8 protein-coding genes are annotated in these 13,801 nt (G+C 51.2%); 1 reads left to right on the forward strand and 7 read right to left on the reverse strand.

Translation table 11 applies throughout. The features are described from left to right. Positions 1-7 precede the first annotated feature (7 nt). Positions 8-1,642, forward strand: coding sequence for an acyltransferase (locus WFP70_RS14440; protein ID WP_337023659.1), 1,635 nt, complete (start codon positions 8-10; stop codon positions 1,640-1,642). A gap of 65 nt (positions 1,643-1,707) precedes the next feature. On the opposite strand, the gene WFP70_RS14445 is transcribed toward WFP70_RS14440, so the two are convergent. The 7 genes from WFP70_RS14445 to WFP70_RS14475 form a co-directional block, all read right to left on the reverse strand. Then, complete coding sequence (locus tag WFP70_RS14445; RefSeq protein WP_337023690.1) at positions 1,708-2,955, reverse strand: capsule biosynthesis protein; 1,248 nt, start codon at positions 2,953-2,955, stop codon at positions 1,708-1,710. A 39-nt stretch (positions 2,956-2,994) separates the two neighbouring features. Beyond that, complete coding sequence (locus WFP70_RS14450) at positions 2,995-5,022, reverse strand: capsular polysaccharide biosynthesis protein (RefSeq protein WP_337023660.1); 2,028 nt, start codon at positions 5,020-5,022, stop codon at positions 2,995-2,997. 12 nt (positions 5,023-5,034) lie between these two features. Continuing rightward, on the reverse strand, positions 5,035-6,714 hold the full coding sequence (locus tag WFP70_RS14455) for a polysaccharide biosynthesis/export family protein (RefSeq protein ID WP_097118049.1): 1,680 nt from the start codon (positions 6,712-6,714) through the stop codon (positions 5,035-5,037). 11 nt (positions 6,715-6,725) lie between these two features. Beyond that, complete coding sequence (locus tag WFP70_RS14460) at positions 6,726-7,874, reverse strand: capsule biosynthesis protein (RefSeq protein ID WP_337023661.1); 1,149 nt, start codon at positions 7,872-7,874, stop codon at positions 6,726-6,728. Positions 7,875-8,907: 1,033 nt separating this feature from the next. Then, positions 8,908-10,131: an HlyD family type I secretion periplasmic adaptor subunit gene (locus WFP70_RS14465; RefSeq protein ID WP_442956348.1), complete on the reverse strand. Its 1,224-nt coding sequence runs from the start codon at positions 10,129-10,131 to the stop codon at positions 8,908-8,910. Next, complete coding sequence (locus tag WFP70_RS14470; RefSeq protein WP_337023663.1) at positions 10,131-12,314, reverse strand: type I secretion system permease/ATPase; 2,184 nt, start codon at positions 12,312-12,314, stop codon at positions 10,131-10,133. The genes WFP70_RS14465 and WFP70_RS14470 overlap by 1 nt, the downstream gene beginning before the upstream one ends. Then, positions 12,311-13,672, reverse strand: a complete 1,362-nt coding sequence (locus WFP70_RS14475; protein ID WP_442956346.1) for a TolC family outer membrane protein — start codon at positions 13,670-13,672, stop codon at positions 12,311-12,313. Before WFP70_RS14475 ends, WFP70_RS14470 begins: the two co-directional genes overlap by 4 nt. Positions 13,673-13,801 lie beyond the last annotated feature (129 nt).

The raw sequence follows: 13,801 nt of genomic DNA on the forward strand, positions 1-13,801 counted from the left end.
TAATTCAATGAACTCGAATGAGAATATTTCAGATTATATTGATGATATAAATTATTGTATTTCAGATTTTGATATTGATGAGTCTTGTTATAAATGCCTTACACCATCTCAATTAGGTATTGCCGGCAATGATAGCAATAAGGTTTTTTTCAAAGACAAGACACCTCCAAAAGATTTTTTAATTGCTTTTGCAGATACTGCCAATAATTGCAAAGTATTTTTCGACTCCGGAGTTACAGGGAAAGGGTCGCGACTATCTATTAAAGAAAATGGCAACCTTGTTTATATTGGAAGTGGATCATCTTTAACTAGAGTAGCCATTACCTTACTTAGCAGAGGTGATTTCGTACTTGTTGGAAAAGGTGTTGCGGTTACTTCCACGAATAGCTGGAGCACAGGTTACTCTCCAGGAAAGGTAAATAATGGTCTTATAATTGGAGATCATTGCCTTATAGCATCCGAAATCATTATAAGACCTGCAGATGGGCATAAGATAATTGATATTAATACCCGCGAACAAGTAAATATATCAAACCATCCTATTATAATAGAACCGTATTGCTGGTTGGGCCAACGAAGCTCAATTCTTAAAAATGTTAGAATTGGTGCTTGCTCAATATTATCACTTGGTGCTGTAGTGACAAAGTCATGCCCACAATTTTCTGCTCTTGGTGGTGTTCCTGCTCAAGCAAGGAGCATCCAAGGGAAAATGTGGGTACGTAACGAAAGTAAAGAGTCTAAAAGAATTCAAAAAATGTATGAGACTCGCTTTGGACACGGTATCAAATCAGAACAAAATAAAGAGAATGAAATACCTGGCTCACGCAATCTCGGATTTAATGATTTTGAAAAAATACATTCTAATTTGAAAAACATCAAATTAGACCACTTATTTAATCATTTAGAAGCAATTAACTATTGCATTAATAAGTTTGACACTGATATTCAGAACTATAATCGTTTTACACCTGCTTCACTTAGCATTTCAGGTGATGACAGTAATGAGGTATTTATTAAGGGAGGGAAACTTCCTGAAGCCTTAACAATAGCATTCGGAAAAACAGCAAAAAACGCAAAGATATTCATTGGTGATAATTTAGGCGGGAAGGGAAGTCGCATTTCAGTTTCAGGTGATGGGAATTTTGTTTACATTGGAGGCGAATGTCGATTAAACAAGGTTAATTTATCTGTGATTGAAGACGGCGATTCTGTCATCATAGGAAATGAGGTAACGACTACTGCCGCCAACATGTGGACAACCGGACATTACTCAGGCACCTCAAACAAATTAATAATAATCGGTGACGATTGCATGTTCTCAAATGACGTAACTATAAGATGCACTGATGGGCGTCCTATTTTTTCAATTGATGACATGGAACATTTAAACATACCTGATAAACCTATTGTTATTGGCCCTCATTGCTGGATAGGAGAAAGTTCCTTCATTGGGAAAAACTCTACTATTGGAGCGTGTTCAATTGTAGCGGCGAACGCGGTGGTAACTAAATCTTGTGAGAAGTTTACATTAATGGCTGGAGTGCCAGCAATACCCAAAAGCCTTGAAGGGAAAATATGGGGAAGAAATCTTACTCAAGCAGCTAAAGACAAAGCCAAAGAATGGGCTGAGTTGTATAAGTAATAATATTACTCCTATGCTTAATCGCTCCTCTAAAAGGAGCATTAAATAAGGTGTGTGATTAACAATTAATTTATTTTTTGGTTGAATGAGTTGATAACTCTTACTTCACGGATTTCTGTTATCGAATACGCATTCTTTTTATTACCATAATAAACCGCATTCACCTGCGTATTCTCCAGCAGGTAGCCACGAAACTTCTTAAACAGCTTCATATCCGGCTTAAAATCTGCCGTCCAGAACTGATTAAGATGCCCTTGATAGGTCAATCCCTTCATATCGTACAGCGCGTTCCCCATCACCTTTAACGGCTTGTTGTGGATCAGCGCTGAAATCCCTGCCGTGCTATTAATCGTGATTACTGCTTTTGCATGAGTAAGTAACTCAGGCATTTGCACATCATGCACATAGATCACGCGATTCTTAACTCCGTATTCCTTGCTCAGCTTATTGATCAACGGGCCATATAAACGATGCCCACGATCCATCGGGTGATGTTTGATCACCAGGAACTCATTGCGCGGCGCCTTCTTCGAGAACGAGAAAATCACATCGTTAATGTAGTCGCGCACATCTTCATACGGGCTATGGTTGCGGATCTGGCTATCGTTATATACCTGCAAGATAGCGAGAAAATAACGCTGATCAAGGCTATTCTGCAAATGCGATAACACATTGCGCTGACGCCAGCCGTACCATTGCTTGCGCCAGTAAGCCCTAATCCAGCACTGTGCCTCATACCACGGCGAGAAAGATTTATGATGCCGATACTCATGGAATTCATGCCGATAGCGCCAGCCGACCAGGTAATACCAGGTCGCATGACCGATGCGTTTCATGGCTGAGGGCTTAAGCTTCTCAACTTCCATTGGCGGCATTTCTGGCAGACGCCGATAGAACTCAGGATCGCGCGGCAAGGAAGAGAACGCATTTACCCCGCCCTCCTCTACCGTAATAAAGTGCGGCCGCAAGTAGCCTTCTTCAAATGCGATAAAACGTATCCCTTTGGCTTGCGCCCAGCGCCTGGCAGCCTGATGCATAGGACGGCAATCGCCAAAGCAAAGAATCGTGTCGAAATCGTATTCTTTATGCGTATCGCGCAGCCATGATGGAAATTCTTTTGGAGTTTTCAGGTAAGGCAAATATTTACGCTGGCGACAGTAAAAACGATCCCCACCGTTAAATATTACATTAACAGCTTCACGCTCCAGTGATTCGAGCCATGTGGCCAGATCATTGAAGAACGGCCCCATCGGCCCCTGTAATAGCAGATACTTTTTCCCAGACAGCAGCATTTTTAAAGCGTTACTGTGCATCATCAACCTTCTTTTTTTTTATTTTATGAATCGGTTTTCCTAACCGAATTTAACCTTAAAAAACATCAACATCTTGCGATAATGCCTAACGAGGTAACTCGCTTTCTTTTTATTAACAAACATCTGTCCACGCGGTGCGTGAATCAAAAACTCTGCTGCTTCTTCCGCGCTGATTGCTGCTAAACGCAGCGGATGGATATACGTCGGATAAGCAATCAACGCCTGGTAGATCACATCCGCAAGCCCCAACTTGCGTTTGCGCCTTGCACAGACATGCTCATCATTGGTTAACCCCCATCCGGCATAAAATGGCAGGCCATAGCAATGCACTTGCTTGCCATGCAACAGCGCCTCAAAGCCGGAGAGTGAAGTCATGGTATGCAGTTCATCTGCCATCTGGATGCACTGAATGACATCAGCATCCAGCGCCTGATAGTCCGCCAATTGCGTCACCACTTCCGCCGGAATATCCCCTTTGCGATTGCCTACCAGCACATCAGGGTGTGGCTTATAAATGATGAAAGCATCGGGATTACGCTCACGAACCGTGCGCAGTAATGACAGATTGGTGTTGATGGAAAGCGTACCCGTTTGAATTGAGGCGTCATCTTCAACCTGGCCGGGCACCAGTAGAATCCGCTTACCCTGCGAACCTTGCGGCAGGGCAAAATCCGCCCCTAAGTTGTATTTACTTAGTTTGTTTTCAACCAAACGCTGATGCAGTTTCTCTGCTCGCAACTGTTGTGCCAGCGTCAGTTCGCTATGGTTTAGCATCACTTCGAGATCGCTGCTGCGTGTGGCGTCGTAATAGATGCCGCGCTTATCCAATACCAGAGAAAGTGGCGGTAGCAAGTCTGAACCCAAACCTGAAGAGCGCAGGAAACCATCTTCCATCCGCCATAACGGCAGCTGGCGTAATCTGGCTTTCTCCTGCCAGCGTTGCTCGCCTCGTACTCCCCACACCACACATGCAGTAGCAGCACGGCAATGGCGGGAAAAACTCAGCTTATTGGCGGTGGTATGTAAAAACGGTTTGAGGATGGTGGATTTCCACAGCGTTAATCCTGGAGCCCATAAATGTCCACTGCGCTGCTGCTGATGACGTCGCTGTAACTGCATCCAGCCCAACACATCAAATAGAGTTGCGGCTCCACCTGTCAACGGATCGATATACCGGCTGTAACGCAGATAGGCGGCGGCAAACAACTCTTCCAACGTTGAGCTTCCACGACGCTGGCGAAGTTGCTCCGCCTGTGGATGGCGATCGTCAGTTAACCCCCATCCTGCATACCAGGGCTGGCCAAAGCAGGTCACTAGCTTACCTGCCATCAAAGCTTCGAAACCATATTGCGAAGTCATCACATATACGCGTGAGACATGGCGCAGCAATGATTGCGGGCTGACGTTGTCCGCCATCAAATGTACGCGATGCGTCGATTGCAGCTGATGGTAGTATCCGGCTTTTTTACCCTCTAACACATCAGGATGGACCTTCACCCAAATGGTCGATGACGGGTTTTCTTTTATCGCCGCATCCAGCATCGCTACAAAATCATCTGGCCCGGCGTTACCGTATGTCACTGACATATCGCCAAAGGTCTGATCCACCACCAGGACTAAGTTACTGGTCAGGCTCTCCCCGGCGATGAATGCCGGAGCCTGGTTATATTTGGAAAGGTCTTCCGTAACGATGGTGTGGATCGCTTCTTTCGCTTCTGCGGCTAATGCCTGATTGTCTTCGCGTTGGTGGATCAAACGCTCCAGCGCACTCGGTCGGCTGGCATCGTAATAGATCCCTTCATCATCCAGCACCATGGAAAGTGGCGGCGCACCGCTTACTCCCAAATCCAGCGAGCGGATGAAACCATCTTCGAGACGAAGAATTGATTTACCCGCCGCCTGTGCTAGTTCCACCGGCTTGCGTGCGCTAGGGCGATGGCCCCACACCGCGACAGTATCAATCTCAGCGGGTATAGGACGCAGCGGAGAAAGCTTCTGACACGGCTGTGCCAGAAAATTTTCCAGATGCGGAATACGCCAAATACCCGATGAGAAAATACCAATCATGTCTCTTTATCCTTAGATCGACAGAATCACTTTCGCACCCACCGCCAGCTGGTAGAGGATGGTGGAGATACCGCGTGTGACTTCGATGTTCTTCGATTCGTACTTCGGCAGTACCATCAGCTCGTCGCCTGGGTTCAGCGTGTCAACATCTTCACCGTTCTCGGCTGCACCGTTCTGACGAATCACCACAATCTTGGCGTTACCCGATTTCTGCGTCAGACCACCACATTTCTCGATGTAATCTTTCGGGCTCATGCCTTTTTCCCAGCTCACCGCATTCGGGAACAGCACTTCGCCATGCACCATAACCAGCGAGGTTTTCTGCGGGATGTTAATCACGTCGCCATCTTCCAGCAGAATCGAATCGAGGTTCTTCTCGTTGAGGATCACTTCACCCTTCGGCACCACGTTGCGCGCTTTGTTGACGAAGCGGCTGATCAGCTGAGCTTCCTGCATGCGCAGGCTGGCTTCTTCTTTGGTCGAGGATTGGGCAGAGAGCGAGGCTTCTTCCAGTTTCTGCAGGGACAAATCCAGCATCTCTTTCTGACGCTGCGCCACAGAAGGACGGTAAAGCTGGATAGCACTCATTTCAGACATGCTGTTGGTGCGGATCTTCGCTAACACCGCACGCATGCTTGAACCGTATGGCAGCACCATCGCATGTTCGCCAGAGTGCGCACCTTCGACGCGAACCTGAATGGTGCCAGCATAGCGATCGGTGCTGACAATCAGCGTATCGCCATCCTGCAGCATGCGGCCCGGCGCAGAACTGATCGGGTAATACTCGCTACGTTTTTGCAAGCCCTGCTGGCGAATAATAGTGATGTTGGTGGCGCCTGGCTTAGCACGCGCCCAGCTCAGCGCTTCCGTCACCGGAATGCTGCTGTCACGGAATTCAAAGTCATAGCTGTTGAACACATCACCCTGCACGCTAAAGGTGTGCTGACGCGGCCCCACCACGATGGTGTCACCATCGGCAAACTGTGACAGACCCAGCTTGCCGTTGAGCAAGAAGTCATACAGGTTGATGCTGGAACGCACGCGGTTGCCACGCTTCACCACGATATCGACATAGCTGCCGCGATCGGGATCGACGCCGCCCGCTTTAATCAGGTAGTTGAGCAGGGAATCAGAGGTCACACCGCCATATAGTCCAGGGCTGCGCACAAAACCGGTCACGTAAACCTTCACCGGCTGCGCCTGCAGCAGCGAGGCGTACACACTGACGTTAGCCTGATAAACCTCTTTTACTTTGCTAGTCACTAACGCATTCAGCTGACTGTTGCTCACGCCCGCGACTTTTACCGGCCCCACATTCGGCAGGAAGATATTGCCTTTCGGATCAACCTGCAGAGCGCCATCAAAAGTGAACGCGCCCCACAAGCGTACCTGAATGCTGTCGCCAGGATTGAGCACATAGCCGGGGTTGAAACCGACCGTGGCACCGCTATCGGCGCTGGTGCCGTTAAACAGCTGTGCGCCAAACATGCGGCTCATCATCGCCGGTGCTACCGGGCGCGGGGTGTTATCAAACCCATCGCTGCTCTGCACCTGACTACTCTGCTGGCCAGTGAGGAACGAAGGCAGCGGTGCCGCACCGGTCAGATTCGGATCGGCATTAATATCCAGCGCAGCACTGGCGGTGGTGGCTTGCCATGCGGCAAGCAGTAACAGTGACTTCAATAATTTCATGACGAACTCAATTAATCCCGGTGATCTTCAATAACGGCTAACAGCAATTTCAGCGTGCCGAACAATAAGCAGCACACCAGCAACCAGCAGGCGATCAAATAAGGGGTATTGGGGAATGTGGATTCCTGCGGCTGCTGCGGTGAACTGATCACCGACAAGACTTTCAGCTTACGTGCCGCTTCCACGCGGGTTTTCTCAATCGAAGTCAGCGCCAGCTTGTACAGCTCGGTATCAAACGCTACCTTCGATTTAATCTCTTCAAAATCCACCGCCATACGGTTCAGCTTGTGGCCCTGCGGCGCGGTGATTTTGCTTTTTTCAGCGTCAATCTGCGCTTGTAAGGAGGAGATCGCGTTTTGCGCACTCACCACCTGCGGCGCGTCATCACGCAGATAGGTCAGCAGGTTACGCAGATCGGCTTCCATCTGGATCTTTTGACCCATCAGGGTATTGACCAGGGTGCTGGCGGCAAGAGCCTGCGCTTCCGGGTCCAGCACGTTGTTGCTGTTTTGATATGAGAGCAACTCACTTTTGCTGGCATCCAGTCGAACGCGTGCTTTCTCCATTTCCGCTTCAGCAAACGAGAGCTGATCGCGTGCAATCCGGTGCGACAGTTCGTTGATAAAGCGCTCGGATTCTTTCAACACGGCCTGGTTAAACTTCAGCGCAAATTCCGGGCTGAAGCCTTGCGTCTGGATATCCAGCAGGCCGGTTTTGTCGTCGTAAGCGATGCTGATGCGGTCGCGGTAATACTGCAGGAAGCGCTCGGCAGTCTCTTCCTTCGCCAGATGGTTGAGGAAATCCAACCCGCTATGGCTAAAGGCTTCATGGAAGTCGAGTTGCTTATCCAGCACCCGTAGCATGTCCGGTGAATTGATGTACTCCTTGAGGTAGAGCGCATCTTCGGCGGAACTGGGATTAGAGGCACCCAGCAACAAGCCAAAATTAAGACTACTGCTGGTGAGATCGTCAGAACGTTTAATCGCGACTTTGGATTCGCTCATATAGCGCGGCTGGCTGAAGATCACCAGATAGATCAGCAGCAGCGCCATCGGCAGCAGAATGATAATTTTCGCCAGGTGCTTCTGGATTTCCGCCAGTGAAATGGCAGGAAAACGGGAACGCATCGTGGATGCGGCGGACTTCACTTTCATCAACATGTAACAGTCATCAATTATTGTTGGGGTGTCCAAACTACAATTCGGGTTTGGCAATATCTCTCACACCCACTTCTCCATGGTCAGCCGAAAATTTGTACAAGGCTGGTTATTTTTATTCAGTCAACGGGTAATCAAAAGCGCAGGGACTCAGAGGTTCTGTACCCTATTTGCGGATTCTTAGATTCGATTGGGTCATGCTGAGAGTTGAGGCTAAGCGCTGGGTGCCACTCAACCAACACGGTAGAAACTGAAGGGATCAATCCCGGCAAAATGCTGCCGCTTTGCTGCTCCTGAAAAACAACCTGCTTCATGTCAGTTCCTTTGCATGATGTATCTGGCAAATGCTCTCGCTACGCTTCCAGACAACGGACGCATAGCTAAATTGCATTAACGATTTTGCTCTATCCCTTGAAAAACCTCATCGCGCCATCTTTATCAGTGGCGAGCCAAAGCGTGCGCATAGGCATCCGCTTAACGGGTAGTGAGGTAAGCTCTTTTTATTATTTTTCACTGCGACGCTCACAGCAAAATCTGAAGTGAGCAAGGGATAGAAATTCGACACTCTATGTAACATACAGCAACAGGCGACACAAGAATTTTAAGCATATTCTTATTGAACCCTTATCATTTTAACGGTCAATCCTTAACCACTAAAAAGGTGTTACTGGCATAAAACGCCTTAATTCATCTGGTTAACGAAGGTTTAAGTCAAATCCCCAACACGCTTCACTAATTCGCACTAAAATTTTCTAAAAATGTCAAAAAGCTTCCAGTAATTACCATTGCAACCCATCAGGTCAAAGAAAACCGAGAAAACTCCCTGAGAATGGCCTTGGTTAGCTGCATCCTTTCAGCATTAGATTTGGCGAACAGGTTAGCGCTGATACTGGATAAAAAATGTCACCTCCTCGCAAAACGGCACCTGTCTGCACCTTAACAAAACATCAATTTCCTTTAAGTCACCTGACTAACAGACACAAAAAAGCCGCCGTTGACTCCTCAACAGCGGCTCTTAAACATCGACGTATTGCGATTAACGTTCGCGCATCGCCTCTTTGGCTTTGTTAAACGGTTTCACCAGATAATCCATGATGGTCTTCTCGCCGGTCTTGATATCGACAGTAGAAACCATCCCCGGACTGATCGAGTAGCGCTTACCGGCTTTGTTCTGCACGTAGTCGTTATCAGTGCGGATAAACACGCGATAGTAGTAAATCTCCGGCTTCACCTCATCCTGGATAGTATCCGGTGAAATGCTTTCCACCACGCCGTTCATGCCACCATAAATCGCGTAGTCATAGGCCGAGATCTTCACCACCGCACGCTGGCCGGGATGGATAAAGGCGATATCACGCGGTGACAGGCGCGCCTCAATCAGCAGACGGTCGTTGAGTGGCACGATGTTCATCAGTTCACCGTTGGGAGGAATCACCCCGCCAACGGTGGAGACTTTGATGTTTTTCACGATGCCGTTCATCGGCGCACGGATGGTCAGGCGTGTCACCGTATCCTCACGCCCTTTGATCACCTCCGCCAGGCTGTCCGCTTCGGCACTGGCTTTCGCCAGCTCCTCACGCGCCTGCACATAGTATTGCGAGCGCATGTCAGTAAGCTTCAGCTCCAGATCCGATTTATCGCGCTGCAAACGCAGCACTTCGACGCTACTGGCGGCACCCGTTTTGGCCAGCTTTTGTGTGATCGCCAATTCCTTGTTTGCCAACGCCAGCGACTCGTTGAACTGCTTCGTCGAGTCAGTAAGCTGAGCCCGTTTGGTTTTGTACAACCGCGTCTCGGAGGCAATCAGATCGGGATAAGCTTTGAGTTCATTGGGGAACGTGAGGGGATCGTCGTTGACTTCGGCTCTCAGGCGCGATGCCGCCGCCAGTGCCGCACGATAACGCGCTGCACTTTCACCCACGCTGGATTGCGAGCGCGTGGCATCAAGACGCGCCACCACCTGCCCCGCTTTCACCCGATCGCCTTCATGCACATAAAGCTCGGTAAGGATGCCGCCTTCTAAGGATTGCAGCACCTGATCGCGTGAACTCGGGATTACTTTGCCCGTGCCGGTTGAGACTTCATCCAGTACGCCGAACCAGGCCCACACCAGCGATATCAGGATCAACGCGGCGCTGATGGTGATCAGCCTGACCGCACCGGTGTAGTGGGTCTCAGATTTCAGCTCCCCCAACAGATCGTCAGAGGAATCGACTTCTGCCGCGGTGACCAGTCGCAGTTTGCCGGGAAGTTGCTTCATCATGGACGCACCTCCGCTGGGTTACCGCCGGCACGCGGTGGCGGCAACGCATTCTCTTTCGGGCTGTCCATCACCAGTTGCCCATCTTTCAGCACCAGCACGCGATCCACCAGCGCAAGGATCGCCGCACGGTGCGTCGCCACGATCAGCGTGCGGCCATTCAGCCACGTGCCCAGACGTTCGATGAACTCCTTCTCGGTATGATCATCCAGCGCCGCCGTGGGTTCATCCAGCAGGATAATGTTGGGATCGCGCAACAGCATGCGAGCCAATAGTACTGACTGGCGCTGGCCGCCTGATAAGCCTACCCCGCCTTCCATTACCGGATGATCGAGACCGAGTGGCAAACGACGAATGAAATCCGCCCCGCCGCTGACCGTTAATGCACCGAAGATGGCATCGTCAGTCGCGTGGGCCGCGCCCATGGTGAGGTTTTCACGCAGCGTGCCGTGGAACAGGCGTGCGTTTTGCGTCATCAAACCTACGTTGCGGCGCACATCCGACACATCAATATGCGGCAAGCTGAGGTTATCCAGACGCAGTTCACCGCCCACCAGATCCATGCCGCCGATCATCGCTTGCAACAAGGTTGACTTGCCCGAACCGTTGCGACCCAGCACGGCAATACGTTCACCCGGTTTGATAGTCAGGCTTTTGATGCGCAGCGCGATGGTGAGTGAATCGGTGTAGTAGCGGAACATCGCATCATTGAACTGATAATGACCAAACAGCACCGGACAATGGATGCGCGTCTCATCTTTACTGTTCTCCACCGGCAGATTCATCAATGCATCCAGACTGCCTTTGGCGGCTTTCACCTGCTGCCAGCGAGCCAGCACCCCACACAACGTCGCCATGGGGGCAATCATGCGTGAAGAGAGCAACGAAGCCGCAACAATCGCACCGGTGGTGATATCACCGTTGATCACCATCGGCGCACCGACCACGATCACGCTGGCATACACCAGCCCCTGCACCGTGACACCCCAGCTGATCAGCGAATGCATCACTTTGCGCATCTCCACACCAGATTGCGCCGTAATGCGAATGTAGCTGTTCCACTGTTGCAGGAAACGGTCCTCCGCCTGCATCAGCTTGATGTCCTCCAGCCCCTGCACACTCTCCACCAGCACCGCATTACGCAGCGTCGATTCCTTCAGATTTTGCTGCGCCAGCTTTGCCAGCTTCTTCTGGCTGAGAATGCCGGGCAGCACCATCAGGATCACCGCAATCGGCGCAATCCACGCCAGCTGTGGCGCAATGATCGCCATCACCAGCATAAACAGCAGGAAGAACGGCATATCAACAATGGCGGAAACGGTGGTTGAGGTCACCATTTCGCGGATCGATTCCAGCTCGCGCAGCTGCGAAATAAAGGTACCGGTGGAGCGCGGCACTGCACTGTTACGCAGCCGCAGCGCATGGCCAAACACGCGATCCGAAACACGCATATCGGCACGTTTACCCAGCAGGTCAGTGACATGGTCGCGCCCGACACGCAGGACGTAGGTAAACACCACGGAGATAATCACCCCAATATAGAGGACATACAGCGTAGGATAGGATTGAGCCGGAATCACGCGGTCATACACCTGCATTGAGAAGATAATGCCGACCATCGCTAGCAGGTTGAGCAGGAAGGATCCCAGCATCACGTGGCCATAAGGCCGCAGGTCATGCAGCACCAAACGCCGCAGCCAATCTGGCTTTACCGTTGCCAGATAGCGATCGACGCGGCTGTCTTTGGCGGCGGTGACCGGACGTAATGCGGCGGCAAAACGAATCTCCGGCAGCAGCGTTTCCAGCGCAACGGGCGCCGGTTGCTCATCTCCCGAAAAGTGCACGCGCACTTCATCTTCACCATCAAAGTGGGTGATGACACCGACCTGTCCGTCGGCCAGCTCCACTGCCAGCGGCAGACGCCAGCTGGTGATTTCCCACTTGTTCTCTTCGTACAGCTGGAGGGATAACCCCGCCTGACGCGCTAAATGGCGCAGCGCTTTGTCGCGCGTCTGTTTACCCTGCCATTCGGCGGCGGCCATAATCATGCCCGGAGAACAGGGCAAACGATAATGGGTGGCGATCTGAATGATCGCCGTTGCCCATCCATTTAACGGAACGTGACCGTCGGCACCACTGCTGGTATCACCATTCGGGGCATCGGGAATTTGTAATTGGGTCATGGCTGGATCTCCACATTCTGGATCCGCTGATTATTCAAAGCGAACGCCGATCGGATATGCCCGGTGCTGTATAAGCAGTCGAGTTGCAACGATCGTAATTGACTGATGGTTTGCTGCAGGGTGAAACGGGTCTGGAATACTTCCTGCTCGGCGTTCAGCACGTCCAGCAGCGGACGGGTGCCGAGTTGCAGATACTGATCCTGATAGAGCTGCTGGGTTTTCTCACCCAGCGTCTGTTGCCGCCCCATAATCGCCAGACTCTGCGACAAGCTAAGGGCTGCACTTTGCGATTCACTGAGTTGCTGCCGTGCTTTCAGGCGCGCGGAGTTGACGGCCGCGTTGGCCGCTTGCAAGGCGTTGGCAGCGGCGTCACGCGCGGCAGTGATCCCGCCTCCCTGATAGATCGGCATCTCCACTTTGACGAAGGCCTGATACTGAGTGCGATCGAGCGTTTCACTGCCGGAGTAGTGATTGTTGAGGTAGTGCGTGACCTGGGGTTCCAGCGAAATCGTTGGCAGGTTCTGCGCGTTAGCATTATCCAGTTTTGCCTGTGCCTGATTGGCCTGTGCCCATGCCGACAGCACTGCCGGGTTGAGTTTGTCATCCGCTTTACCCACCGCGCAGGAGCGCGTCAGGTTCACCGGGAAATCGTCGCTGACTTTTTTCACCAACGGCCAGCCAAGATAGGTCGCCAGCGTCGCACGCCAGCGTTCGAGGTTGGCTTGATATTGAATCAGTGTGGTGCGCGCCCCTTCGATACGCGCATCCGTTTGCGTGGCATCGGAGAGCGAAGCCGCGCCTTCATCATTTCGCTGACGGGCCAGATCGCCAATTTTGCTCAGTGCATCGAGCTGCTGCTGGGCAATTTTCACCAGTTGCTGATAGCCCTGCACTTCCACCAGCGCGGAAGCCGTGTCATGTGCCACCGTATCAATACTCACCAGCACGTTGGCTTGTTCCATCGCCACGCCAGCTTCAGCGGATCGCACCGAACTGCTGACTTTGCCAAAGTCATACAACATCTGCGAAACCGATAACACAAACGATGGGCTGAACCCCTTCTCGGTATAGGCATTGCTGTAGCCGTTGTTCATCCCGCCGCTGATCTGCGGATAATATTTGGCTTTCGCCACATCCACCTGGTTGGCCTGTTCCAGCATTTTCCCCACCGCCTGCGCGATATCCGGATGCCACTGAATGGCACGCTGTACGGCCTGATTAATCGTGAGTGAATCCGGGACGTGAGCCAATGCGGGTTCGGCCACTTCACCGGTTAATGACGGCAGATCCTGCTGCTGTTGCGCCAGGCCTGCGGAGGTGATTCGGCTGGCCGAGGTGAGCGCATCACTGGCAGCCATAAGTTGAGAACAATGAAATAAAGCGATGCCCGCACAGAAGACGCTGAGCTTAGAATAACGGCGAGTTGGAGCGCCTGATTGCATCAAATCCATCGATAATCCACCAGTCAGTAAAAGGAAAGGGGCTCA

This window comes from Pantoea sp. USMM079 (genome assembly GCF_037153115.1).
In the GTDB taxonomy this organism is placed as follows: Bacteria; Pseudomonadota; Gammaproteobacteria; order Enterobacterales; family Enterobacteriaceae; genus Pantoea; species Pantoea communis.